At 64.6% G+C, this 23,735-nt stretch carries 23 protein-coding genes; 11 read left to right on the top strand and 12 right to left on the bottom strand.

Annotated elements, in window-relative coordinates; translation table 11 throughout:
* Positions 1–89: 89 nt before the first annotated feature.
* Positions 90–1,052, bottom strand: a complete 963-nt coding sequence (locus QM841_RS11405) for a FadR/GntR family transcriptional regulator (RefSeq protein WP_283332059.1) — start codon at positions 1,050–1,052, stop codon at positions 90–92.
* Between the two features lie 348 nt (positions 1,053–1,400).
* Here QM841_RS11405 and QM841_RS11400 point away from each other — a divergent pair, with 348 nt between their 5' ends.
* Complete coding sequence (locus tag QM841_RS11400; RefSeq protein WP_283332058.1) at positions 1,401–2,270, top strand: SDR family NAD(P)-dependent oxidoreductase; 870 nt, start codon at positions 1,401–1,403, stop codon at positions 2,268–2,270.
* On the top strand, positions 2,267–2,602 hold the full coding sequence (locus QM841_RS11395) for a DUF3263 domain-containing protein (RefSeq protein ID WP_283332057.1): 336 nt from the start codon (positions 2,267–2,269) through the stop codon (positions 2,600–2,602). Before QM841_RS11400 ends, QM841_RS11395 begins: the two co-directional genes overlap by 4 nt.
* A gap of 125 nt (positions 2,603–2,727) precedes the next feature.
* On the opposite strand, the gene QM841_RS11390 is transcribed toward QM841_RS11395, so the two are convergent.
* Genes QM841_RS11390 through QM841_RS11380 form a run of 3 tightly spaced genes read right to left on the bottom strand, consistent with a single transcriptional unit; the run spans position 2,728 to position 5,435 of the window.
* Positions 2,728–3,792, bottom strand: a complete 1,065-nt coding sequence (locus QM841_RS11390; protein ID WP_283332056.1) for an acyl-CoA dehydrogenase family protein — start codon at positions 3,790–3,792, stop codon at positions 2,728–2,730.
* Positions 3,792–4,946, bottom strand: a complete 1,155-nt coding sequence (locus tag QM841_RS11385; protein WP_283332055.1) for an acyl-CoA dehydrogenase family protein — start codon at positions 4,944–4,946, stop codon at positions 3,792–3,794. The genes QM841_RS11390 and QM841_RS11385 overlap by 1 nt, the downstream gene beginning before the upstream one ends.
* A gap of 57 nt (positions 4,947–5,003) precedes the next feature.
* A complete protein-coding gene (locus tag QM841_RS11380; RefSeq protein ID WP_283332054.1) occupies positions 5,004–5,435 on the bottom strand; it encodes an SRPBCC family protein in 432 nt (143 codons plus the stop codon).
* Between the two features lie 237 nt (positions 5,436–5,672).
* Between QM841_RS11380 and QM841_RS11375 the strand changes: the two genes are divergently transcribed.
* From QM841_RS11375 to QM841_RS11360, 4 genes are all read left to right on the top strand, one after another.
* On the top strand, positions 5,673–6,422 hold the full coding sequence (locus QM841_RS11375; protein WP_283332053.1) for an SDR family NAD(P)-dependent oxidoreductase: 750 nt from the start codon (positions 5,673–5,675) through the stop codon (positions 6,420–6,422).
* Positions 6,423–6,434: 12 nt separating this feature from the next.
* The gene (locus QM841_RS11370; protein ID WP_283332052.1) at positions 6,435–7,223 is read left to right on the top strand and encodes an amidohydrolase family protein; all 789 of its coding nucleotides are present in this window, start codon (positions 6,435–6,437) and stop codon (positions 7,221–7,223) included.
* A 326-nt stretch (positions 7,224–7,549) separates the two neighbouring features.
* Positions 7,550–8,749 carry a cytochrome P450 gene (locus QM841_RS11365; protein ID WP_283332051.1) on the top strand — a complete coding sequence of 400 codons (1,200 nt, stop codon included), beginning with the start codon at positions 7,550–7,552 and terminating at the stop codon, positions 8,747–8,749.
* A 43-nt stretch (positions 8,750–8,792) separates the two neighbouring features.
* A complete protein-coding gene (locus QM841_RS11360; protein WP_283332050.1) occupies positions 8,793–9,824 on the top strand; it encodes an NAD(P)-dependent alcohol dehydrogenase in 1,032 nt (343 codons plus the stop codon).
* A gap of 265 nt (positions 9,825–10,089) precedes the next feature.
* Here the strand turns inward: QM841_RS11360 and QM841_RS11355 are convergent, their stop codons facing one another.
* The 5 genes from QM841_RS11355 to QM841_RS11335 all read right to left on the bottom strand — a co-directional run bounded on the left by QM841_RS11355 (position 10,090) and on the right by QM841_RS11335 (position 15,038).
* Positions 10,090–10,446 carry a Rieske (2Fe-2S) protein gene (locus tag QM841_RS11355; RefSeq protein WP_283332049.1) on the bottom strand — a complete coding sequence of 119 codons (357 nt, stop codon included), beginning with the start codon at positions 10,444–10,446 and terminating at the stop codon, positions 10,090–10,092.
* A 62-nt stretch (positions 10,447–10,508) separates the two neighbouring features.
* Entirely contained in the window at positions 10,509–11,681 is a 1,173-nt protein-coding gene (locus QM841_RS11350) for a thiolase family protein (RefSeq protein ID WP_283332048.1), read from the bottom strand.
* Positions 11,678–12,841, bottom strand: a complete 1,164-nt coding sequence (locus QM841_RS11345) for an acyl-CoA dehydrogenase family protein (RefSeq protein WP_283332047.1) — start codon at positions 12,839–12,841, stop codon at positions 11,678–11,680. The genes QM841_RS11350 and QM841_RS11345 overlap by 4 nt, the downstream gene beginning before the upstream one ends.
* Before the next feature lie 75 nt (positions 12,842–12,916).
* A complete protein-coding gene (locus QM841_RS11340) occupies positions 12,917–13,879 on the bottom strand; it encodes a PDR/VanB family oxidoreductase (protein ID WP_283332046.1) in 963 nt (320 codons plus the stop codon).
* A gap of 25 nt (positions 13,880–13,904) precedes the next feature.
* Entirely contained in the window at positions 13,905–15,038 is a 1,134-nt protein-coding gene (locus QM841_RS11335; RefSeq protein WP_283332045.1) for an amidohydrolase family protein, read from the bottom strand.
* A gap of 237 nt (positions 15,039–15,275) precedes the next feature.
* Here QM841_RS11335 and QM841_RS11330 point away from each other — a divergent pair, with 237 nt between their 5' ends.
* Positions 15,276–16,766, top strand: coding sequence for an aldehyde dehydrogenase family protein (locus tag QM841_RS11330; protein ID WP_283332044.1), 1,491 nt, complete (start codon positions 15,276–15,278; stop codon positions 16,764–16,766).
* A gap of 180 nt (positions 16,767–16,946) precedes the next feature.
* On the opposite strand, the gene QM841_RS11325 is transcribed toward QM841_RS11330, so the two are convergent.
* The 3 genes from QM841_RS11325 to QM841_RS11315 form a co-directional block, all read right to left on the bottom strand.
* The gene (locus tag QM841_RS11325; RefSeq protein WP_283332043.1) at positions 16,947–17,738 is read right to left on the bottom strand and encodes a FadR/GntR family transcriptional regulator; all 792 of its coding nucleotides are present in this window, start codon (positions 17,736–17,738) and stop codon (positions 16,947–16,949) included.
* Between the two features lie 139 nt (positions 17,739–17,877).
* The gene (locus tag QM841_RS11320) at positions 17,878–18,663 is read right to left on the bottom strand and encodes a crotonase/enoyl-CoA hydratase family protein (protein ID WP_283332042.1); all 786 of its coding nucleotides are present in this window, start codon (positions 18,661–18,663) and stop codon (positions 17,878–17,880) included.
* A complete protein-coding gene (locus QM841_RS11315) occupies positions 18,660–19,424 on the bottom strand; it encodes an SDR family NAD(P)-dependent oxidoreductase (RefSeq protein WP_283332041.1) in 765 nt (254 codons plus the stop codon). Before QM841_RS11315 ends, QM841_RS11320 begins: the two co-directional genes overlap by 4 nt.
* A 261-nt stretch (positions 19,425–19,685) precedes the next feature.
* On the opposite strand from QM841_RS11315, the gene QM841_RS11310 reads away from it, so the two are divergent.
* Genes QM841_RS11310 through QM841_RS11295 form a run of 4 tightly spaced genes read left to right on the top strand, consistent with a single transcriptional unit; the run spans position 19,686 to position 23,687 of the window.
* On the top strand, positions 19,686–20,552 hold the full coding sequence (locus QM841_RS11310) for a hypothetical protein (protein WP_283332040.1): 867 nt from the start codon (positions 19,686–19,688) through the stop codon (positions 20,550–20,552).
* Positions 20,553–20,557: 5 nt separating this feature from the next.
* Positions 20,558–20,977: a Zn-ribbon domain-containing OB-fold protein gene (locus tag QM841_RS11305; protein ID WP_283332039.1), complete on the top strand. Its 420-nt coding sequence runs from the start codon at positions 20,558–20,560 to the stop codon at positions 20,975–20,977.
* A complete protein-coding gene (locus tag QM841_RS11300) occupies positions 20,974–22,515 on the top strand; it encodes a class I adenylate-forming enzyme family protein (protein ID WP_283332038.1) in 1,542 nt (513 codons plus the stop codon). The genes QM841_RS11305 and QM841_RS11300 overlap by 4 nt, the downstream gene beginning before the upstream one ends.
* Positions 22,512–23,687 (top strand): thiolase family protein, encoded by a 1,176-nt coding sequence (locus tag QM841_RS11295; protein WP_283332037.1) that lies wholly within the window; start codon positions 22,512–22,514, stop codon positions 23,685–23,687. The genes QM841_RS11300 and QM841_RS11295 overlap by 4 nt, the downstream gene beginning before the upstream one ends.
* The last annotated feature ends 48 nt before the right edge of the window (positions 23,688–23,735 follow it).

The raw sequence follows: 23,735 nt of genomic DNA, 5'->3' as shown, positions 1-23,735 counted from the left end.
CCCCTGGGCGGTCGGGATCCGCCGGTTTGCGGTGCAGCGCTGCCGCCGGTATCAGCAGAATGTCTCGGGCCACCGAGGGGACCGGCGAATTACTGGCCGTACATCTCCCACGTCAGCGTCTGGTTCATCACCTTGGGGTGCTTTCGTTCGAAGAATGTCCGAGTCTCTTTCATGTGCTCGCTCATGGCATCCCGTGCGCGGTCGCTGTCCCCGTCTTCAACTGCCTCACAAATCTCGTTGTGAACCGTCGCGACGTGCTTGCGAGAGGCCTGACTGTAGACGACACCCAAGCGCGCGCCGTCGATGATCCAGTCGAGCGAGTTGAGAAAATAGGAGATGAGCGGATTCTGCGCCCCATCGGCAATCAATTCGTGGAATCTATGGTTCTCGTAGAGAAACGCATCTTCGTCGGCGATACTCGCACGCATGGCGTCGACTGATTGGCGAAGTCCGTCGACGACTCGGTCATCACCGTTCTGCGCGCAGAGGGAAGCGGCGATCGGCTCGATGTATTCACGAGTTTCCAGCACGGATCGAAAGGGGGTCTCCGAGAACTGCATCAGAAGCGCAAGCGTGCTCGCCAGGTGACGCGAGTCCGGGGATCCGACGGTAGGTCCGCCACCTCGGCCAGGGCGGATGACGATCACACCCTGCCGTTCCAGGATGCGCAGAGCCTCACGAAGTGTGCTTCTTGCGACCCCGAACATCTCGTACATTTCCGTCTCGACGGGGAGGGGGTCGCCGGACTTCAGGCCTTGTTCTTGAATCATGTGCACGATGCGCTGGGTGATCATCTCAGCACGTTTCGGCGGCATTCCGGGCGGGCGTGTCAAGGGGGTGACGTCGCGGAAGAGTGGCAGGATCTGGGTGACGGTCTCACCTGAGGCGGTGGAGCGACCGGTGCGGGTGCGACCTCCGGTCGTAGTCGACGTGGTCGCCTTTTTACCTGGCATATGTTCATCATACATTTCGCCCACAGGTACGTGCGGTTCTGCTCCGAGTCCGCCCTCGATAGTGCCGGTTTCCGATTCGGACCGGTCGAAGCTTCCCACGGCGCGCGGCACCGGTCCGCCCCGTGTACCTCCTCGAACGCGCGGCAGTATTGCCGTCTCCGAAGGTCTCGGACCGGGTCAAGCGCTCAGGGGCGGTCGCGCCCTCGACACTGTGAGGTTGCCATCGAGTCGGCAGTGCTCTTTCGAGATCGACTTCCCACCGGCCTCAGCTGAGCGATGAGGATTGACCTGAGGAGCCTCCTACTGTAAATGTAGATATGTTATAGAGTAAAAACGTGTGTCCGCGGAGTCGACCATAGTGAGCGGAGACTCCGGGGCCGATCAGATCTCGTCGGGGTAATTAGAAGGACTGACAGCGAGACCCTGTCGTGTCCGAAAGGAGTCGGCATGGGAAGTTATCGGCTGCATCCACCGCAATCGGGCCTGGCTTGGGAAGTTGCCGACGTCAAGGTGCTACAACAGAGGCTGCTCGCGGGCACTCACGCTGTGGTGACAGGTGCAGGAAGCGGCATCGGGCAGGGCATTTGTGTTCGTCTGGCCGAACTCGGTGCGGCCGTGACCGGGATCGGCCGCACCGATTCTGCGCTGCAACGCACCGCGGAGTTGGTGGCGCGCACGCAGGGAAACTTTCAATGGTTTCCGGCCGATGTTCGAGACTGCGCGCAGGTCCGATCCGTCATCTCCGAAGCGTCAGCCGAGCTCGGCATGGATCTTCTCGTCAACAACGCGGGCGGACAATTTTACGCTGCGGCGGACGAGATCTCCGACAAGGGATTTAGATCCGTGGTTGATCTGAATCTCAATGCGGTCTTCACCGTCATCTCGGAAGCCAAGCAGTTCCTCGCCCGGCGGGGCGGCAGCATCATCAATATCTCCTTGTCCGGGGTCGAGCGGGGGAGCGTGGGTCTGACACATTCGTTGGCGGCCCGCGCGGGTGTGCTGGCGATGACGAAAACCCTTGCCCTCGAGTGGGCACACCTGGGTATACGCGCCAATTGCGTGGCGCCGGGGGTTGTAATATCGGATTCGTTGCCCGGCGCGATTGCATCGGATCTGCGTGATCGCGTCGTCCCCGAATCCGTGCCGGCGGGCAGGCCCACACCGACCGCGGATGTTGCCGAACTCGTCGCGTTTCTCGCCACACCGGCGGGACGAATGATCACTGGTCAACTGTTACAGATCGACGGTGCCGCCCATCTCGGACGCGGTTTGCATATGGTCGATAATTGGCCGCCGGGGGAAGAGGGGGGCGAATGAATCGCGACGCTGACATCCTGGCCTTCGCCACCAGGTGGCGACACTGGGGCGGTGGTAGCTGGTCCGACATCTTCGTCGAGTTCGGAATCTCGCCGGAAAAGTACTTCAGGCGGCTTGCTCGCATCCTCGATAGTGTCATGGCGCGCGAGCTTCCGCTCGAGGTTCGAGTGGACCTGTGGAGGATCCGCCGGGTCCGCAGATCGGAGGGCACCTCCGTGCCCACGGGATCGACGAAGACGTCGAGGGTGGGACGAGCTTTCGACGGCCGGTTGTGGAGACACGAGAAGTATGTCGAACTCATCGCAGGGCGCTTGTGTGCTCAGCGGCCGTGACGAACGCATCCTGACTGGGCGGCGCGTCGGTGGAACAGTATGCTCGTCAAACTCTGAAATAGCGTGCGGGACAACACCCGGTTGTGTGGACAGGGAAGTCGGCACAACCGGGTGTTAATGGTCTCTCATGCCATGAGGTCGAGTACTCCCGACACTGGGCCTCCCTCGGTGATCAAACTCCACGCCCCATCCCGTCCGGCGTCGACCGCGGTCCGGGTGAGCAATTGGTCCCATTGGCCGACGGACCCGAATTCCGATCGCCATGCAAGCACAGGAAGGGTGTATCGGTGAAGCTGGTGCTCACAAGTCGTGCCGATGGCGCCGTGGACTTGATGCGCGTTTCGCACCACCGTCGAGGCGGCGTGACCGGTACATGATTTCGCTACTGCCACGGCGAAATACGTCGCAGGGGAGTGCCATCCGTCTCGCTCGACTCTCGAAACGGCAGCGTCGGCAGCTGCACGTGCGAGGGACGTCTCGGCCGCGACGCCGGTAACGAGGCGCTGCACGGCCTGAAACTTCGACAGCGGTCGGCCGAACTGCCCGCGGGTGGAGACATGTTCGATGCAGAGCTCGACGATGCGTTCCATTGCGCCGCATGCCTGGAGGACCCGGGCGAGCGCACCCCGCAAGAGGAAGGTCTCGGCCGTGCCTGTGGGTACCGGTGACCACGTCACGGTGTCGATCTCGATCTGGACTGCGTCGCGCGGCTCGCCGCCCAGATTCCGGGACGGCGTGACGTGAATGCGGTCGGCGGCGACGTCGGCCACCAGCCAGCGCGACCCGTCGTACCGAAGCGGGACCACAAAATCGGCATGGCGCCCCCACGGCACAGCGGGGGAGGTGCCGGACTCGCCCATGAGGAACGCCGTCCGGAAGCCCTCGGTCATGGGAAGTTCCGCAGTCTCGAGGAGCCAACCTGCGAGCAGGTCGTGCTCGACGACAGGGACAGGCACAGCGGCCCCGGCCGCCGCGGCCAGTAGCGCGGATACGGCGTGCCAGTTGGCGCCGCTGCCACCGTGCGACTCCGAGCCGGTGAGCCGTACCAAACCGAGCTCGTCGAGTACCTTCCACAGTGCCCCGTCGAACGCGACATTGTCCGTAGCAGCGATTTCGGGTTTCTGGTGAGCGGAGAAGACCGACTCCATCATGGCGACCAGATCGGGATCGATCAGTGTTGGCGAATTCATCAGCGTAGTCCTAGTTCGCGGGCCACGACGCCCTCGAGTATTTCGGTAGTGCCACCCCGCAAGGTGAAGCCTGGCCTCTGTAGAACGGCGCGATCGACCAGTTCTCGGTAACGACCGGCCGTCGGTTCCGCGTCGCGATCGAGGAGGAGATCGGCGTACTCGGCGATGTCGCCCTCGGTTGTCGTCCCGAGTAGCTTGACCGCAGCGGCGGCGCTGTCGGCGCGTTCGCCGCGTTGGAGAGCCCCGGCGACGGCGGAGGACATGTGGTGCAGGCCCGTGATTCGGGCAATCAAGCGACCGATTCCGCCGTCGCCGGAAGTAGGGCCGGCAGCGGCCTGCCCCGCGGTCTCGGCGAGCAGGGCGAACGTCGACAGAAATCGTTCCGGGCCACTGCGCTCGTAGGCGAGTTCGGACGTGACCTGACGCCAGCCGTCGCCGATGCCACCGAGAACCATGCTGTCCGGAACGAACACGTCATCCATCACCACCTCGTTGAAATGGTGGCTCCCCGTCATCGACACGATGGGGCGTATTTCCACCCCCTCCGAACGGAGGTCGACGATGAACTGACTCAAACCCGCATGACGGGCCGCCGAATCCTTCGGCGAGGTCCTCGCCAGCGCGAAGAAGGCGTCGGCGTGATGGGCGCCAGAGGTCCACACCTTGGTGCCCGTGACCCGCCAGCCACCGTGGACCTGCACCGCCTTCGTGCGCACACTGGCGAGATCGGATCCGGAGTCGGGTTCGCTCATTCCGATCCCGAAGAAGCACTCGGCCTTCGCGATGGCGGGTAGGTACTTGTGCTTCTGCTCCTCCGTTCCGAACCTCAGCAGCGACGGGGCGATCTGCCGGTCCGCGATCCAATGCGCCGCGACCGGTGCCCCCGCGGCGAGGAGTTCTTCGGTGACGACGAACCGCTCGGCGTGCGATCGGCCGTGGCCACCGTACTCGGTGGGGATCGTCATTCCGACCCACCCGCGGTCCGCCAGTCGCCGGGAAAACTCCGGATTCCACTCGGTCAGCCAGGTGTCCACACCGGGCATGAACACGCCCGCTTCCCTACTCTTCCGGAGGAACGTTCGGACCTCGTCCCGTAACCCGGCATTGTCGTCCGGATCGTCGACCGCCCGCGGTAACAGCCGTTTCGAATTCACGTCATTCTCCTTGGGAGCCAGTGTGCAGGTGGCAGCGGACAGGGCGGTCCGAAACGCTCACGCCCGGCCGGCGTCGAGAACTTCGCCGATCCGCTGCAGACCGCCCTGGTACATGCCACTGACCGCCTGCGCCAGCTCCGCACCGCCGGCCTCATCGTCGGCCTCGAACTGCGCTGTCCAGAGGATGTCGGAGCCTCCATCCGCCGCGGGCACAACCGCGAAGCGCGAGCTGAAGGCCTTCAACACCAGGGGACCGTCGATGTAGTCGTAGTCGTAGTAGTAGAGTGCGTCGAGGTGCTCGCTGATGCGTTCACGTGCCTGCCCCGCGCCACCCGCCAGCTCTGCATACCGGACGTCGCCGTCGATCCAGGACTTCTCCACAGCCGGGAGCCACTTCTCGATGTCACCCGGGGAGCCGCACAGCGCCCAGATGTCCTCCACCGTGTGGGTGTAGTGCGCGTTTTCCTTGATCGTCATCTGCACGCTCATGTCATTCTCCTCCTGTGCTACAACCGGTTTCGAATCAAACGTCATCGACCACCTGAGTCCGGCACCCGCTGGGTGTCGCTCCGTAAGCGATTCGGGGTCTGGCGTGTGGGCGGCGATGCGTTTAATATGACAAATATAATTAGATTTACTGGCTATGGCAAGGGTCATAGAGGAGCGTTCGGGCCGATTTTCCATTGATCGGGCACCGCACGCTCCCGACAGCGAAAGGATGACTTCATGGACCTGCGACTGAGCGGGAAAGTTGCGATCGTGACGGGCGCGAGCCGCGGATTGGGCAAGGCCGCCGCGGAAGCCCTGCTCGAGGAGGGTGCCTCCGTGCTCCTTGTCGCGCGATCTCGGGAACTCTTGGAAGAAGTTCACCAGAGGTATCCCGAGCGCACGGCTGTGCAACCGTGCGACATGCGTGACGTGGATGCGGTCGCCGCGCTCGCCGATGCCGCCGTCGAGGCCTTCGGTCGTCTTGACATCGTGGTGAACAACGCCGGCATCGCTCCGGCCGGCCGATTCGACGAACAACCGCAGAAATTGTGGGACGAGGTGTTCGACGTCAACGTCCGTGCGCCGGCCGTGCTGACCCGCGCGGCAGCGCAGTACCTCCTGTCCCAGGGGTCGGGCAAGATCATCAACGTGGCGAGCACGTCCGGGATCAAGGGGAAACCGACGTTGGTCGCCTACTCGTCGTCGAAGGGCGCCGTGCTGCAGTTCACCAAGGCGCTCGCCGGTGAATGGGCGAAGAAGGGCGTGCAGGTCAATGCCATCGCCCCCGGCGCCTTCTCCACGGACGCGCAGAGCGCCGTCACCGAGTCCTCGGACGTACTCGCGAAGCGACTGAAGAAGATCCCCGCCGGGCGTATGGGGGACCCCTCGGAGTTCGGTCCCCTGGTGGCCTACCTGGCGTCCCCGTTGTCCGATTTCGTCACCGGTTCGGTCGCCGTCATCGACGGCGGCGAAGTCAGCCGGCTCTGAGAGGGTTTCGCAATGATCATCGATGCACATACGCACATGTGGCCGGACGCGGTCGCTCGCAAGGCACTGGCCGGCTCGGTACCCGATCTCGAGCGCCGCGGTGACGGTACCGCGAACGGTCTCAAGGAATCGATGGCCGCAGCTGGCATCGACCGCTCGGTCTGCCTGGCTGTGGCCAACGACGGGGAGGCCGTCGACAAGGCAAACAAGTTCTCCGGATCGCTCGATCCCGCGTACTTCATCGGATTCGGGTCAGTGCACCCCGAGCTGTCGGTCGAGGAGAACATCGACAGCCTTCGCCGGCATGGACTGAAGGGAGTGAAGATTCATCCCTTCTTTCAGAAGTACGCGCTCGACGACCCACGCATGGACCGACTGTTCGACGCGATGCAGGGCGAGTTCGCCGTCATCATCCATATCGGTTCCATCTCCACTGCCAGCTCAGAGGGTGTCTGCAGTCCTGCGATGCTGGCAGAGCTGGTGCGCAAATTCCCCAGGCTCGACGTCATTGCCTGCCACTTCGGCGGCTACCGGCAGTTTCAGGCGGCGGTCGACGCGGTCGTCGGGCTGCCGGTTTACCTCGACACCTCGTGGCCACCGAGCCTTGCCGAGCTCAACCCGACCGACGTACGGAAGGTGATCGAGTCACACGGTCCCGAGCGAATCATCTTCGCCTCGGACTGGCCGATGGCAGATCAAGGGCGGGAGATTCAGGCAGTCCGGCAGCTGGGCCTGCCCGAAAGCGATGTCGATAACATCCTGGGGTTGAATCTTGCTCGGTTGCTGAATATTTCGAGCTGACCCGGTCGATCTCGATCGTTCGGTTCGAGCCCTACCGCCGGTACGAGGTGGGGCTCGGACCGTATCCGTCTGACGGGGCGGGTGAGTCGCCTCCACGTCGGCTGTGCGCAAGAGTTGGCCATGCACAACCGATTTTCTTTGACCGGTCGGCGGGAGCCAAAGTGGCGACTCAGCTGAGGGTTCCAACATCAAAACTCTTCGACAGGACCGCAGCCCTTGCGCAGATAATATGAATATGGTTACGTTATTTCAGTACGTGTTGTGCGTCACAGAACGAACTGTCCGAGCACGACTCAGAAGAGTCGGCCGGTCCTGATTTGGAGGTCATGGTGACAACCGCCACCGGTTTCGATCCGCTCGAATACCTGGTTCAGCAGAACCCTTACCCCTTCTACAAAGAACTGCGCCAGAACGCGCCGGTGCAGTACATCGAGTCGGTCGGTGCATGGGGAATCTTCCGGTATGCCGATGTGGAGAGCACCTTCAAGCATCCGGAAATCTATTCCGCCAAGGACTTCACCACCAACGCGTTCGGTGAGTTCGATCCCGTACCCGAAGTGAAGTCCATCATCGCCACGGACCCGCCGGAGCATTCACGCGTTCGCCGCCTGGCCAACGCCGGCTTCCGCCCGGGTGCGATCAAGTCCATGGAGCCGAAGGTCGACGCCGTGGTCAACCGTCTGCTCGACAACCTGGAGGACAAGCGTTCGGAATTCGATCTGGTGTCGGATTTCGCCGCCTACGTTCCGGTCAACGTCACAGCCGACCTGCTCGGTGTCGAGGACCCGGACGTGCGGGAGAACTTCAAGCGCTGGACGATGGATCTGTTGAAGTCGCCCAGCCGCGGAGTCCTCCCTCAGGACGAGCTCGACCAGATCCGCACGAGTGTCGCCGAGCTCCGCGCCTACTTCACCGAGCAGATCGAATACCGTCGAACCAATCCCGGGACCGACCTGGTCTCAGATCTTGTTCGCGCCGAGGAAGAAAGTCAGACTCTCACCGCTACCGAGATCCTGAGCCTGGTTGCGTTGATGCAGTTCGGTGGTTCCGAGACGCCGTCCCATCTGATCAGCTCGACGGTGTACAACCTGTTCACGCACCCCGACATCCTGGCCGAGGTGCGGCGCGACCCGAGTAGAGCCTTGGCAGCAGTGCAGGAAACTCTGCGTCAGAACTCGCCCGTGCAGATGGTCTTCCAGACCGCCGTGCGGGACGTCGAGGTCGCGGGGGTCACCATCCCGGCCGATTCCATGGTGTTCGCGTATATCGCGTCGGCCAACCACGACGACACGGTGTTTGACGAGCCGGAGCGGTTCATCCTCGACCGGCCCAACCTCAATAAGCATCTGTCCTTCGCCACCGGCGCCCACCACTGCATTGGTGCGCCGCTCGGCCGCATGATGTGCGCGAAGGCCGTCAGTGGGCTGCTGACACGCTTCCCTGATCTGCAGCCGCTCGAGTCGGATCCGCAGTGGATGCCGTCCTATTGGGTGCGGGGTCTGGCCGGGTACCGGTTCACCGCCTGAGTCGTCGGTCGCTGCAACAGCACTCCGAAGAGGAAGGAATTTCATGCGCGCTGCTCGACTGCCGTCCACCGGCTCCGATCTCGTCATCGAGGAAGTCCCGGACCCCACCCCGGGGCCGGGCCAGGTCGTGGTGAAGATCGCTGCGTCCGGGGTGTGCCACTCGGATGTCACCATCCAGAAAGCTGGACCCGGCATGCCCTCCGTGCCGTACTTTCCGTGGACGCTCGGACACGAAAACACCGGGCACGTGCGCGCGCTCGGTGACGGCGTGACCGGCTTCGAGGTGGGGGATGCGGTCGCGGTATGGCCAGGGTGGGGTGATGGCACCTGCCGGATCTGCAGGGCCGGCCATGAGCACATCTGCCCGAACGTCAGCTATGTCGGCGTCACCCAGCCCGGAGGATGGGCAGACTACCTGCTCGTTCCCGCCGCCCGGCACCTCGTTCCGCTGGGAGACCTGGATCCCGTGCAGGCGGCGCCGTTGACCGACGCCGGACTCACGGCCTATGGGGCGGTCTCCAAGGTCCTGGGCCGATTGACCGAATCCGATCGAAGCGTGGCCGTGATCGGCGCCGGAGGATTGGGTCAGTTCGCGATCAAGTACCTGTCGGCTCTGACGCCGGCACGAATTGTCGCCGTCGACGTCGACGCAGGCAAGCGTGAACACGCCCTCACGATCGGCGCCTCCATGGCGGTCGATTCCTCATCCGACGAGGCTGTCCGCCAGCTGTTGGACGTGTCCGGTGACGGCCTCGGTGTCGACGCGGTTATCGACTTCGTCGGAATCGACAGCACACTCGCCCTCGCCGCCGGCGTCATCGCCCCCTGCGGTGCCCTGATCCTCGTCGGGATCGGCGGGGGCACTCTGTCGTTTGGCTACACGAGTCCGAACCAGGAAGTGCAGGTGAGTACGAGTTCGCTCGGGTCACGCGCCGACCTGGCCGCGGTCATCAGCCTCTGGAAAGAACACGGAATCAACGCCGAAGCCACGCGTTACAGTCTTGACGACGTCAACCAGGCCCTCCAGGACCTTGCCGAGCACAAGATCGCGGAGCGAGGAGTCCTGGTCATGTAAGTCACCAGGCGGAGGCTTCCGTCCTTCGTCACCAGCGGCCCTGGTCCGATCTCGCGCAGAGACGGACCGGGGCCGTTGCGATTTCAACGCGAGTTGTCTGCCCGCCGAATCGTTCGGCAGCCGCACACAACCGGTCATCCGGAGGCAGTCACGAAACGACCCGGGCCGGTGTTCACCGGCCCGGGTCGCGTGTTATCTGAGATTGTTCGGCGGTGTTCGCCCGTCGTTCAGGTTCGCTGTCGACCACAGCGGACGACAGAATCGATCAGACGTAGAGCGCCACTTCCTCGCCCTCGACGTCGACCTTGTAGACGCGGGCCCGGAGCTTGAGCTGGGGTGCGACGACTGACTTGCCGTCGGACAGGTTGAATTCGAAGCCGTGCCAGGGGCACCGCACGATTTCGCCTTCCCGTCCCCAGTCGTAGACGTCGGGTGCGCTTTCGAGCATCATGCCGGTGGGGGCGTTGGTGCACAGTGGCGCACCTTTGTGGGGGCAGGCGTTGCGCATCGCGTGAAAGGCGCCGCCGACATTGAAGACGGCGATGTCCACGCCGTCGATGTCGACGACGCGGCGGGTGTCGTCAGGAAATTCGTCCAGTTTGCCGATCACGTGGCGTGTCATTGTGGTGCTCCAGTCGTGCGGTGAGGTCGTTCCCGTCGACGGGAACGGTGGGAGGTAGGTGGTCAGATTCTCTCGATCAACGTGGCGGTACCGAGTCCACCGCCACAGCACATCGTCACCAGTCCCCAGCGGGTGTCGGTGTTCTCCAACCGGTTGACGATCGTGGTCAGCAGCCGAGCCCCGGTGGCACCCAGGGGATGTCCGATCGCGATGGCTCCGCCCCAGGCATTGACGCGGTCCATGTCGGGCCGGAATTCGCGCTGCCATGCCAGCACCACCGATGCGAACGCTTCATTGATCTCGATCGCGTCGATGTCGTGGATGCTCAGATTGTTCCGGTCGAGGATTCGTGTGGTCGCCGGGATGGGGCCGGTCAACATGTCGACCGGGTCCACCCCGAGGACCACCTGGTCCACGACACGCGCACGAGGCCGGAGGCCGTGTTCCTGCGCGAACTGAGTGTTGGTGAGCAGGACGGCGGCGGCACCGTCGGAGATCTGGGACGAGTTGCCTGCCGTCACTTTTCCGTCGTCCGCGAAGACCGGTTTCAGTGCTGCGAGTGATTCGGTGGTGGCCCCTGCCCGGATGCCCTGGTCAGTGTCGATCTTGGTGCCGTTGACATCGATCGGGTGGATTTCCCGGGCGAGATGCCCGTCCCGGACGGCCGCGGCGGCGCGCTGGTGAGACCGGGCGGAGAATTCGTCCATTTCGGCACGACTGATCCGATAGCGGTCGGCCAGACGTTCGGCGGCCACGCCCTGGGAAACTAGGGGGTACCGAGAGTGCAGTTCCTCGGTGGACGCCAGGCCCCACTGTTCCTGGGATCCCTGGTGCACGCGGAAACCGTTGCGGCCCATGTGCTCGATCCCCGCGGCGATCACTGCTCGATCGATCCCGGCCGTGATGGACGACGCCGCGTAGTGCGCGGCCTGTTGACCGGACCCGCAGCGGATGTCCACCGTCGTCGCACCCGTCGTCGCCGGGAGACCCTTCTGCAACCACGCTGTTCGGGCAATGCCGGAGGACTGCTGTGCGATCTGGTTGGCACACCCGGTGATGACGTTGTCGACGACAGCCGGGTCGATTCCCAGACGGTGCAGGACGCCTTCGTAGCACTGCCCCAGCAGATCGGCGGGGTGGACGTCCCGCAGGACTCCCTTGTCGGCATGGCCACGGCCGACCGGGGACCGGACCGCATCGATGATGACGGCCTGATGCGCTGTGTCGCGGCTCATCGTCGCAGTCCTTCCTGCATCGTATCGCCGGCGAGGATGGTGCTCACGAGCGTCTTGGAGATACCGAGCCGGAGAATTTCCGAGGAACCCTCATAGATCCGCATCGGACGCGCCTGGCGGTAGAGTCGCTCGAGCTTGGAATCGCGAACCAGCCCGAAGCGGCCGGAAATCTGCACTGCACGGTCGGTGATACGACCGGCGGTCTCACTGGCGACCAGTTTCGCCATGGAGCTGAAGTGCAGGGATGCGGCCGGGTCGACCCGGGCCATATCGGCGGCCTTGTAGGTCAGCAGGCGGGCCGCTTCGAGTTCGGCCCAGGAGGCGCCGAGCATGTCGGCCACCGCGCCCAGTTTGGCCAGGGGACGCCCGAACTGCACGCGCGTCCCGGCGTGCCGGGCGGCCTCGTCCAAGGCGGCCTGGGCGAGACCGATCGATGCGCCGGCCACCGAGACCCGGAACACTGCGAGTGTGGCGAGCACATGCTCGAGTCCCTTGCCGATTTCACCGATGCGGTTGCCCTCGTGGACCTCGACATCGTCGAAGGCGAGCTCGGCCAGGATGTGGGGGGCGATGATGTCGGGTGTCGGGGTGAGGGTCAGACCGGACGCATCTGCCGGGACCAGGAACAAGCTCAGCCCCTGCCCCTCCTGTGCCAGAACGCAATAGAACCCTGCCGCGCCGCCGTTGGAAATGAAGGACTTGTTGCCGTTCAGCACCAATCGTTCACCATCTCGACGTACCTCGGTGACGATGTTCTTCAGGTCCGAACCGGCCTCCTGCTCGGTGAGACCGAGGCCGGCGAGCGCATCCCCGGAGGCAACCTTGGGCAGCCACTCGTCCCGGAGCGCGTCACTTCCCGCGCGCGCCAATCCGAAGCTCCCGATGCCCTGTAGTGCGAAGAGCGAATCCAGATGTGCCGAGGTTCCCATGAGGACTTCACGCACGATGCACACGGCCAGGGGGTCGACGGAGTCGAAACGCCCACCCCAGCGGGCCGGTACGGTCAACGTCCACAGGCCGCTGTCGGCGAGAATCTTCCGCATGCCCTCGTGCACGGTGCTCATCGCGTCGGCTTCGATGGCGAACGGTTCGGCGGCCGCCGCGACCGCGACCGCCTCGTCACGTATCGCGAGATACTTCTGGTCTAGATCGAAAGACATAGTTTTTCCTTGTCTGCCCGCCAACTATGGCGAGTACGTGTGGATCGTGATGCTCGCGTTGCTGTGCAACGACAGTCACAGATCCAACTTGAGGCAACTGCCCTTGGCGCGTGAGACGCAAATCATCATGCACTCGCCGCTCTCACGCTCGCTCTCGGTCAGCACGACGTCATGGTGTTCCGGGATGCCCTCGAGTACGACGACTTCACAGGTCCCACAGGTGCCCTCTTCGCAGGAGGCGTCGACCATGACACCAGCGTCGGTCAACACCTCGAGAATGCTCCGATCGGACGGCACGGTCAGCGTCATGCCGGACTGAGCAAGTTCCACCTCGATCGGTCGGGCGTTCGCCAGATCCGGCAGATCGGCGCGAAACCGTTCCACATGTAATGCATCTGCAGGCCAGGTCGATTCGCAGAAGCTTTCGATCGCGGCCAGCAGCGGTTCGGGCCCGCAGCTGTACACCGCGGCCCCGGGAGCGGGGTTCGCCAGTTCAGTGGCCAGGTCGAGTAGCCCGTGAGTGTCCTGCGGGTGAAATGTGACCTTGTCGCCGTACCGGGCCAGCTCGTCCCGGAAGGCCATCGTCTCGAGTGAGCGACCACCGTACAGCAGCGTCCACGGTGTACCCGACGTCTCCGCCGCTCGAATCATGGGCAGCATCGGAGTGATCCCGATACCGCCGGCCACGAATCGGTACGCGCTCGCAGGCTCGAGTGGGAAGTTGTTCCTCGGCCCCCGGCTCTTGACGCTGGTTCCTGTGGGCAGCTTGTCGTGGATGTAGTCGGAACCGCCCCGGCTGCTCGGCTCGCGCAGCACCGCAACAGTCCAGGTCTGCCGATCGGTCGGGTCCCCGCACAAGGAATACTGGCGGGACAACCCGTTGGCGAGATTCATCTCGACGTGTGCGCCGGGGGACCATGACGGAAGGAGTGCACCGTCATTCGCCCGAAGATCCAGCGCCACGATGTCTGGCGTCAGCATCCGTCGGCCGTGGACAATGAGGTCGAGGTCGACTTCGGAGTCGTTCGCAGTCAGCATGACATTCATGGCTGTGGTATCCCACTCAGTTGATGCGGTCACCGTAGAACTCCCGTGGATTGTCGAACATGATCCGGCGCTGGAGATCCTCCGGCAGACCGGCGAGGGCATTGGTGGGGTCGTTGTAGTTCCAGTGCGGGTAGTCGGAGCTGAACATCAGGACTTTCTCCGCGTTGATCATGTCCATCAGGGCAAGCAGGTGCTGCTTCTTGGGCGGCTCGACGAACGGCTGCGTCGTGAAACGCATGTTCTCGTTCAGGTACTCGCTGGGATGCCGCTTCACCCAGGGGATCTCGTCGCGCAGTCCGTACCAGTCGGCATCGAGCTTCCAGCTGAGCTCCGCGATCCATGCGATACCACCTTCGGCGATGACGACCTTCAGCTCGGGGAAACGCTCGAAGACGCCGTGGCAGAGCAGGCTCGCGGTGTTGGCCTGATGAATCTGACCCAGCAGTGCGTGCCACTCGATGTAGTAGGTCGGGGTGCCGGCCATCCGGGGAGCGCGGGCGTAGACGTTTTCGGTTCCGCTGGGGTGCACGCAAATGGGGAGCCCGTGGCGCTGTGCTGCCTCGTAGATCGGGTAGTAGTGCTTCTCGCCCATCAGGATGTCGTGCAGCGGCATGAAGATCTCGACGATGCCGGGCCGATCGGCCATCCGGTCGATCTCCTTGACGGCGAGTTCGGGGTCCTGGGGTGCGATGACGAGTCCGCCCCGGTACCTCTTGTCGAACTGGAGCCACCGCTCGCACATCCAATCGTTGTATGCCGACGCGATAGTGGCGGCGACCTGCGGATCGGGCATCGCTCCGATACCCAGCAGGTGTCCGGACAGCAGAATCGCCCGATCGATGCCGGCTCCGTCGAGTAGTTGCGCGGCAGTGAACGCCGGGTCGGTGGCCGGCGACATGCCGGGACGGGACGTGTCGCCACGCATACCGCCGGAAGAGTTGATGTAGAGGTAATCCAAAGGAAGGTGGAACTGAGACGCCACCGTGTGGCCGCCGCCCAGTCCGGCGCCGATGCGCTTCTGCCACGCCGTACTCATGTACGGCACCAGAGTCGCGAGCCCGTTCTCCATATAGGGATGGACGTCGGAGTCGATGATCGCCAACGACTGCTTCTTCTCGGTGGCCTGTCGTGCTGCATACGCAGTGGTCATGGGCACTTTCCTCGCTTAGGCGGTGGGTCGTTAAATAGTGCTATGTTATCTACCTTACAGACCGTCGATCGGGTTGTCGAGATCTGGGTCACAGCCGCTGGGTGGGTAGCCGGGGATTGCGTATCGCACCGGCACCGCTGCGTCGTTGACTTTTAAAACATATCTATGTTAAATATGTTAAAGTGTTACTTCCGTCACAGGGATGTACCTCATCTCACGCGAATCCGAGAGGTTCAGATGTCAACTACTGCCGCGACCACTAATGAGCTCGACGTCGCCGTTCCCGAACTCGACAAGGTGTTCATCGCCGGGGAGTGGGTAACGCCCACCGGTGCCGGGACTATCGACGTGGTCATGCCCTCGACCGAACAGGTCGTGGCCACGGTGCCTTCGCCTACCACGGCGGACGCCGACGCCGCCGTCGCGGCGGCGCGTGCGGCATTTGACCAGGGTCCCTGGCCGCGCATGACCGTCGAGGAGCGGGCGCGAATCTGCCGCACCTTCGCCGACGAGCTCGAAGCCCGGTTGGATGCGATGAATCGTGCCTGGATGTTCGAGTCGGGATACACCCGCGCGCACGGCGAGATGATCAACTCCGGTGCGGGCAGCGCGATCTGGGGACATGCGATCGACATCGCGCCTACCCTGCAATGGGAGGAGATCCGCAAGAACGCCACCAGTGAGGTGCTGGTCCAGCATCAGCCGATCGGCACGGTCCTGGCGATCCTGACCTACAACGGACCGGTGCCGCTGATGGGCATGAAAGTCATCCCGGCGCTGCTCGCCGGATGCCCCGTGGTCGTGAAGTTCGCGCCCGAATCGCAGCTGACCTCCCGGCTGATCATGGACGCCGCCAACGCCGCCGGGTTCCCCGTAGGGGTCATCAGCGGTCTCGCTGCGGAACTCGAGACCAGCAAGTACCTCGTTCAGCACCCCGGGATCGACATGGTCCACATGACCGGCGGTACCGCAGTGGCCAAGGAAGTGGTCCAGCAGACCTCACAGCGCCTGGCAAGGACCGCCCTCGAACTCGGCGGCAAGTCACCGGCGATCATCGCCGACGACGTCGACATCGACGAGGTGCTGGCTACCCTCGTGCCCGGCGCCACCGGCGGCTGTGGGCAGGTGTGCGTCGCACTGTCGCGAATTCTTGTCTCCCGCAGTCGTTACGATGAGGTGGTTACCAAGCTCGCCGAGGCGTTCGAGACCATCAAGGTCGGCGACCCCTTCGATCCGGACACCGATCTCGGTCCGCTGGCCAACAAGCGATCCGTCGAGCGGACCGAACGGATGCTGGCCAAGGCACTCGAACAGGGTGCGGTGGTTGCGGCCGGCGGCAAGAGGCCGGACGGTCTCGAACGCGGCTACTATTTCGCGCCGACTCTGCTGCGTGACGTCACCAGCGACATGGAGATCGCACAGGAAGAGGTCTTCGGCCCGATCACCGTCGTGATCGCCTACGATGACCTCGACGATGCGGTTCGGATCGCGAACGACACCCAGTTCGGACTAGCCGCGTCGGTCTATGCGCAGGACCGGGACAAGGCGCTCGAAATCGCCAAGCGCATCCGGTCGGGGGGAGTCGCGCTCAATCTTGCGGGTTGCTCGCTCACCGAGCCCTTCGGCGGAGTCAAGCAGTCCGGATGGGGCCGCGAATGCGGTGCCGAGGGAATCCTCGAATTCACCGAACTCAAGCAGATTCTGCTCTGCGGGGCCTACTCGGGATAGCGCCCCCACACCAAATAGAATGGTGGGGAAGAGTCGGTGGACTCATCCCCACCACTCTCTTCGGTGTGCCGTGGCCGGGATATCCGGCACACCTGCCGCCGGCAGAAAGCAACGCCCCCGCATGAAAAGACCGTATCCGGCCCGGGTGGGCGGATACGGTCTACTTGGGCCGGAGGAACGTCAGAGGCCGTAGAGTTCCCACGTCACCACCTGACGCAAGACGTTCGGGAACTTCTTCTCGAAGTACTTCGCCGTCTCGACCATGTGGCGTTGCATTGCCTCCCCCGCTTCGGTCGGCTGGCCCGCTGCGATCGACTGGTAGATCGCCTCGTGCACCGCGAGTACCGAACGACGAGCGGTCCTGGTGAACTGCACGCCCAGCGGCGCGCCGTCGAGAACCCAGTCGAGGGAGTTGGAAATGTACGTGATCAACGGGTTGTTGGCGCCGGTGGCCACGAGGGTGTGGAACTGGTGATTCTCGTGCAGGAACGTGGCCTCGTCGTCGATGTCGGCCCGCATGCTGGCCACCGACTCCCTCAGCGCGAGGACCGTCTGCTCGTCCCGGTGTGCCGCACACAGCGATGCGGCGATGGGCTCGATGTAACCCCGCAACTCGATGACAGAGCGAAACGTGGTCTCCGAGAACTGCATCAACAACGCCATGGTGCTCGCGAGATGGCGTGAATTGGGTGCAGCCACGACCGGCCCACCACCGCGCCCGGGACGGATCTCGATCACCCCGAGAAGCTCGAGGATTCGCAGTCCCTCCCGGAGCGTGCTTCGGCCAACACTGTGGGAGGCGCACATCTCCGTTTCCGTGGCCAGAGGATCACCGGGACGAAGCCCGCGAGTCCGAATGTCCTTGACGATCCGCTGGGCGATCACCTCCGAGCGTTTCGGTGGCATCCGCGGCTCATAGGCCTGCGGTGTCATGTCTTTCACGTTGATGCCATTGCCATTCGCTTCCAGCACCGATGCTCCTTGGGCCTTGGTGTCGCTGATGTAGCTGCGGGGGATCCGAGGGTCATTCCCTGCCATCTACAGCTGACCTATGCGTGCTACTGCGATAATTTCCCGGTTGGATACCTGTTCATGCGCATGGCGCGGCCGGTCAGCGGCCGGTCCAGACGGGGCGCCGTTTCTCGGCGAAGGCCGTCGCGCCTTCACGTGCGTCGGCGGAGTGACGAACCGGGTCGACAATGGCTTCTTGATCCTCGAATGCCTGATCGGTGGACCAGTTACCGGACTCGATAATTACCTTCTTCGACGCCTGCACGGCCAGCGGTCCGTTGCCGCTGATCTCCTCGGCGAGATCGAGCGCAGTAGCGAGGGCACGGCCCTGCGCTGCGATTCGGTTGACGAGGCCGTGTTCGGCGCACCACCGGGCGGTCAGACGCCGTCCGGTCAGGGCTGCCTCCATAGCAAGGTGATACGGGATGCGCGAGGGCAGTCGCAACAGGCCGCCGCCGGCGGCGGTGAGTCCGCGTTGCACCTCGGGGAGACCGAACACGGCGTCCTCGGCGGCCACGATGAGGTCGCATGACAAGGCGATCTCGAATCCTCCGCCGATGGCGGCACCCTCGACAGCGGCGATGATCGGCGTATCGGGCGGTATGCGCACCAGGCCGAATGGTCCACGCTTGTCGTCGACCGGGCGTTCGCCCGTCGCCCGGAAGGCTTTCAGGTCCATTCCCGCCGAGAAGTGGCCGCCCGCGCCGGTCAGTACGATGACACGGCAGTTCGGGTCGTCGTCGAGTGCGTCGAGGGCGCGACTGATCGCCTGAGCAGTGGCCAGGTCGACGGCGTTGCGGGCCGCGGGCCGGTTGATCGTGAGGACGGCGACTCCGTCCATCGGGTTGTCGATCTTCAGCGATGCGGGCGCCTCGGTGGTGCTCATCGCGGCGCCATCCGGATGGCACCGTCGAGTCGAATCGTTTCACCGTTGATCATGGAATTCTCCATGATGTGGACGGCGAGTTCGCCGAATTCCGCCGGATCGCCGAGGCGGCTGGGGTGTGGGACGGACTGTCCGAGTTTGTCGCGCACGTTCTCGGGAAGCCGTGCGAGCAGCGGAGTGTCGAAGATGCCGGGTGCGATCGTGGCGACTCGGATCTGGTGCGTGGCGAGGTCTCGCGCGGCGACGATCGTCATGCCGACGACACCCGCCTTCGACGAAGCGTAGGGAATCTGACCGACCTGGCCCTCCCAGGCCGCGACCGATGCCGTCATCACGATCGCGCCGCGGTCGCCGTCGAGGGGTTCGTTGCTCACCATCCGGGCGGCACTGAGCCGCAGCACGTTATACGAGCCGATGAGATTGGTCTGGATGACTCCCGCATAGTTCCCGAGCGGGTTGGGTTGGCCTTCCTTGTCCAGGATGCGCATCGTATGACTACGTCCGGCGCAGTGCACCACCGCACGCAGGGGGCCGTGGGACTGCGCGGTGTCGAGCGCGGCCGACACCGATTCCTCGTCGGTGACGTCGGCGGGTGCGAAGCTGGCCCCGCCACCGAAGCTCGCGGCCACCTCCTCGCCGGCGGACGTGGGTAAGTCCAGGATGGTCACGTGCGCTCCCCGTTTCGCCAGTGCGCGCGCACTGGCCAAACCGAGGCCCGACGCGCCTCCGGTGACCAGCGCGGATGTCCCGTCAAGATTCATGAGATTCTCCTTCGTCTCGAAGCCCGGTCGACCCTGTTCGACAGAGTCAGAGACTTAACGTAGATAATATAAACATCATTAAGACCGGTAGTCGAGACCTCCATCGGTTCCGGGGCCGTTCGGGCCGGCCGCGCGACCTACAAGCGTGCGAAGGGAATCGGTTTCCGAGAGGCCTTCTCAGCCACGATTAAATATGTCTATGATAACACCACATATTGTTTCAGGTGCACGACGTGTACCGAACTGGCGAGGAGAAGTGACGTGGGCGAGACCCTGCTCGAGCGGGAGAAGGACCATCCCCAGGAAGTTGTCGCCGAACGCGACGGACGACGGATCATCATCATGGACTCCGCCCGCTGGGTCGACGGGCGGAACACCGACCGGGACGTCGTCCTGCCGGCGTCATACATCGGCGTCCTCCCCGCACGCATGTGCGCCATCCACCGACCCCGCGGCGTCATCGGGCACGACGCCTGCATCGGCAAGGACGGGGCCGGGATCGCCGGACTCTGGTACCTGGAGGCGCTGGGCATCCCCGCCGCCACCGCGGACGGGATGACCGTGGAAATGGGCAACGGACGCGACCTCTACGACAACGGCCTGATCTCCCATGTGAACTACCACGCCGAAAGCCTGGGCGTGGCAGTCGGGATGCCCGTTCGCGAAGCGGCCGAGCTCCTGCGCGACAAAGAGCTGACCGACACCGCCGTCGGGAACAAGATCAGGCGTGAGATCGTCGAGGAGCTTGCGGACGGCCGCCGGATCGTCGTCACCGACTCCATCGTGTGGGCTCTGCCGGAGGACGCCGGCCGCAGCGTCATGGTGACCGCGGGCCACACTGGCCGCAGTGGTGCCAAGTTCTTGCTCGAGGCCGACCCATGGGCCTTCATCTGCCACGACGGCGGCATGTCGAAGAACGAATCCGGCATCGTCGGACTGCGCACCGCCGAGGACGCCGGACTGGCCGGCGCCTGCATCGACGGGCGCACGGCGCCGATCGGCGACGCCTTCCGCGGCTACCACGAAGGGCTGATCAGCGCCTGCAACGGCCCCGCCCGCGACCGCGGCGTCACCATCGGTATGCCCGTCGCGGAAGCCGCTCACCGCCTGCTCATCGGCGGCAGGTGATGGACATGCACCTCGAGCGGCCACTGCCCACCCCGAGCGAATTGACGGCGCCGTTCTGGGCAGCAGCCCGCGAGCATCGCCTGATCCGTCCCGTCTGCGACGACTGCTCCCGCAGCTTCTTCACACCCCAGTTGATCTGCCCCCACTGCCTCGGCGAAAAGTGGAGCTACCAGACCAGCACCGGCCGCGGAAGCGTCTACAGCAGCACCATCGTTCACCGCCCGCCGTCCCCGGCAATCCCGGCGCCCTACGAGCTCGCGATTGTCGACATGGACGAGGGCTGGCAGTTGCTCACCAACATCGTCACCACGCGGGACGAGCCGACACCGATCGGTACCCGTGTCGAGGTGACCTGGACCGAGATCGACGAGAACTGGACCTTCCCCGCCTTCCACACCATCTACCCAGAGGACGCCCCGCGATGAACATCGGACTCGCCTTCAGTAGAAACGCCCGCCGGGACCCGCAGGCCCTCGCATGTTTCGCAGGCACCCAAGCCCGCACGTGGGCGCAGGTCAACGATCGGGCATGCCGCCTGGCGAATCTGCTCATCGACCGGTACGGGGTGGCCCGCGGCGACCGCGTCGCGGTGCTGGTCGCCAACCGGATGGAGGTGGTCGAACTCGTCGGTGGCTGCGCCAAGGCGGGCGCCGTCTACGTTGGACTGAATTTTCGGCTGGGTGAGCCGGAGTACGCCGACATCTTCACCAACTGCACCCCGAAAGTCATTCTCGCCGACGCGGAGTTGGCCCCGATGGCGCGGCGGCTCACCGACGGCACCGACGTCGTCGTGCTCGATATCGACGATCCGAGCCAGTACGACGAGCAGCTGAGCGCCTCGTCCCCCGCCGCACCACTCATCGAGCGGCAGGTGGGCCCCGGCGACGACTTCTGCATCGTCTACTCGAGCGGCACGACCGGTCGACCGAAGGGCATCCTCTTCAGCGTCGGCGCCACCCTGCAGCATGCCGCCGTGGCGGTCACCGAATACGAGCTGTCCGCGCAGACGCGGTGGATGATCGCCATTCCCCACAACTCCAGCATGCAGATCACCCTCGCCCCGCTCGCCCTCCTCGGCGGTGCGATCGGATTCGCGGACTCGCGGGGCTTCAAGCCCGCGCGGTTCGTCGACGACGTGCGAGCGAACGCGGTCACCCACACCTTCCTGGTGCCGACCATGCTGATCAGGCTCCTCGAATCCGAAATCGGCCCCGACGCGATCCCGACGCTGCAGACGATCGGGTACGGATCCGCCCCCATTGCCCCGGACCGCGTCGCCGCCCTGGTCGAGCGGTTCGGCCCGATTTTCGTGCAGTTGTACGGCATGGCGGAGATCGCCTCGATCGGCACCATGCTCCGCAAGACCGACCACGCCGCTGCCGCGGCCGGTCGCCCGGAACTGTTCACCACCTGCGGAAAGGAATCGATGGCGGTGATGGTGCGCCTGGCCGACGAGACCGGTGCCGACGTCCCACCGGGGGAGCGCGGCGAGATCGTGTTCGGCACGCCCTACACCATGGTCGGCTACTACCGCGAACCCGAGCGGACCTCGGAGGTGCTCGTCGACGGATGGATGCACTCCGGTGACATCGGGCAGTGGACATCCGACGGCTATCTGAAGATCGTGGGCAGGAAGAAGGACCTCATCATCCGCGGTGGATTCAACATCGCACCCACCGAGATCGAGAACGTGCTGACCCTGCACGAACAGGTACGTGAAGCAGCGGTCGTCGGCCTCGACGATCCCGAATGGGGTGAGGCGATCGCCGCGGTCGTCGTCGCGAGCGGGGCACAGGCACCATCGGCGGACGAACTCATGCAGTGGTGCCGACAGCAGGGGCTCCCGAGCATCAAAGTCCCCGAACGGATCGAAGTCTGGCAGGATCTGCCGCGCAACGCGGTCGGCAAGATCACGAAAGCCCAAGTGCGAGAGAAGCTGGCATCCCCGGCCGGTGTTGCATGAGCACCGGCCACCCGTTCCACGACATCGCCGTCGTCGGCGTGGGAATGACCCAGCAGGCCCGGCGACTCGAGATGAACTCGCTGACCGCCAGTGTGCACGCCGCCAAGGCGGCCCTCGCGGACGCCGGGATCGACCGCACCGAGGTCGACGGCATCTGTGCCCGCTGGCCCGGACCCGGCGGCACCGTCTTCCAACCCGGATCGGCGGACTGGGCGGGACTGCTGGGCATCCCGGTGCGCTGGATCGGTGACACCTACCCGCAGGGCGTGCCTGCAGTCCTCGACGCCGCCGCGGCGATTGCGACGGGCCAATGCCACACCGTGCTGATCACCGGCGGACAGGCGGGGGTGATGACCGCCGAAGCCGGCCGTGTCGCCTCCTACACGCGTCCGGCAAACGAGTTCGTCGAACCCTTCGGCTCGTTCACCACCGCACAGTTCGCGCTTGTGGCGCAGCGCTACCTGCACGAGTATCCGCATGCCCGCGAGCCGATGGCCGAAGTCGCCGCCACCATCCGCAACACCGGATCGGCCAACCCAGACGCCGTGATGGCCGGCCGCGGCCCGTACACCGCCGAGGAAGTCCTCGCCGCCCCGAAACTCGTCGATCCGTTCACCCGGCTGGAGGTATGCCTGGCCAACGAAGGCGCGGCCGCGCTGGTCGTGACCACGCTCGACCGGGCCCGGGACCTACCGTCGACGCCGGTGCGGATCCTCGGCGGCGGCGCCGAATGGATGCGCCAACAATATGTAGACCCACCCCGCTACGACGACGTGTGGATGATCGGCGCCGACGCCTCCCGCCGCGCCTACACCACCGCCGGCATCGAACCCCACGACCTCGACTTCGTCCAGTTGTACGACGTCAACTCCGCCGAGGTGCTCCGTCAGTACGAAGCCCTCGGCTTCTGCAAACAGGGCGACGGCGGACCGTTCGCCCTCGACACCGGAATCGGCATCGACGGGGGACTGCCCACCTGCACCGACGGCGGCGTCCTGTCCTTCAGTCACATCGGCTGGGGCGCACCGACACTGAAAATCATCGAGGCCGTCCGGCAAATCCGCGGCGACGGCGGCAACAGGCAGGTACCCGGCGCGCGAACCGGGTTGGTCGCGGGAGCCGGATCCGGCGCCCAGTACTACAACGTCCTCGTCCTCGGTGCCGCGGACTGACCGAAGACAGTGCGAACAGGCCCCTTGTGGTTCGCCGGCCGCCCACCC

Source organism: Rhodococcus sp. IEGM 1307 (genome assembly GCF_030056915.1).
Lineage (GTDB): Bacteria > Actinomycetota > Actinomycetes > Mycobacteriales > Mycobacteriaceae > Rhodococcus_F > Rhodococcus_F opacus_D.
The sequence above is the reverse complement of the archived record's forward strand: the minus strand, read 5'-3'. Positions and strand labels throughout refer to the sequence as shown.

Excerpts from the sequence above, each read along its gene's own strand:
- QM841_RS11390 (WP_283332056.1), bottom strand. The coding sequence starts at position 3,792 with ATGAATTCGCCAACACTGATCGATCCCGATCTGGTCGCCATGATGGAG.
- QM841_RS11340 (WP_283332046.1), bottom strand. The coding sequence starts at position 13,879 with ATGCTGACTGCGAACGACTCCGAAGTCGACCTCGACCTCATTGTCCAC.
- QM841_RS11305 (WP_283332039.1), top strand. The coding sequence starts at position 20,558 with ATGCACCTCGAGCGGCCACTGCCCACCCCGAGCGAATTGACGGCGCCG.
- QM841_RS11335 (WP_283332045.1), bottom strand. The coding sequence starts at position 15,038 with ATGACCACTGCGTATGCAGCACGACAGGCCACCGAGAAGAAGCAGTCG.
- QM841_RS11370 (WP_283332052.1), top strand. The coding sequence starts at position 6,435 with ATGATCATCGATGCACATACGCACATGTGGCCGGACGCGGTCGCTCGC.
- QM841_RS11295 (WP_283332037.1), top strand. The coding sequence starts at position 22,512 with ATGAGCACCGGCCACCCGTTCCACGACATCGCCGTCGTCGGCGTGGGA.
- QM841_RS11360 (WP_283332050.1), top strand. The coding sequence starts at position 8,793 with ATGCGCGCTGCTCGACTGCCGTCCACCGGCTCCGATCTCGTCATCGAG.
- QM841_RS11300 (WP_283332038.1), top strand. The coding sequence starts at position 20,974 with ATGAACATCGGACTCGCCTTCAGTAGAAACGCCCGCCGGGACCCGCAG.
- QM841_RS11365 (WP_283332051.1), top strand. The coding sequence starts at position 7,550 with ATGGTGACAACCGCCACCGGTTTCGATCCGCTCGAATACCTGGTTCAG.
- QM841_RS11320 (WP_283332042.1), bottom strand. The coding sequence starts at position 18,663 with ATGAGCACCACCGAGGCGCCCGCATCGCTGAAGATCGACAACCCGATG.
- QM841_RS11395 (WP_283332057.1), top strand. The coding sequence starts at position 2,267 with ATGAATCGCGACGCTGACATCCTGGCCTTCGCCACCAGGTGGCGACAC.
- QM841_RS11345 (WP_283332047.1), bottom strand. The coding sequence starts at position 12,841 with ATGTCTTTCGATCTAGACCAGAAGTATCTCGCGATACGTGACGAGGCG.
- QM841_RS11355 (WP_283332049.1), bottom strand. The coding sequence starts at position 10,446 with ATGACACGCCACGTGATCGGCAAACTGGACGAATTTCCTGACGACACC.
- QM841_RS11350 (WP_283332048.1), bottom strand. The coding sequence starts at position 11,681 with ATGAGCCGCGACACAGCGCATCAGGCCGTCATCATCGATGCGGTCCGG.
- QM841_RS11380 (WP_283332054.1), bottom strand. The coding sequence starts at position 5,435 with ATGAGCGTGCAGATGACGATCAAGGAAAACGCGCACTACACCCACACG.
- QM841_RS11315 (WP_283332041.1), bottom strand. The coding sequence starts at position 19,424 with ATGAATCTTGACGGGACATCCGCGCTGGTCACCGGAGGCGCGTCGGGC.
- QM841_RS11400 (WP_283332058.1), top strand. The coding sequence starts at position 1,401 with ATGGGAAGTTATCGGCTGCATCCACCGCAATCGGGCCTGGCTTGGGAA.
- QM841_RS11375 (WP_283332053.1), top strand. The coding sequence starts at position 5,673 with ATGGACCTGCGACTGAGCGGGAAAGTTGCGATCGTGACGGGCGCGAGC.
- QM841_RS11330 (WP_283332044.1), top strand. The coding sequence starts at position 15,276 with ATGTCAACTACTGCCGCGACCACTAATGAGCTCGACGTCGCCGTTCCC.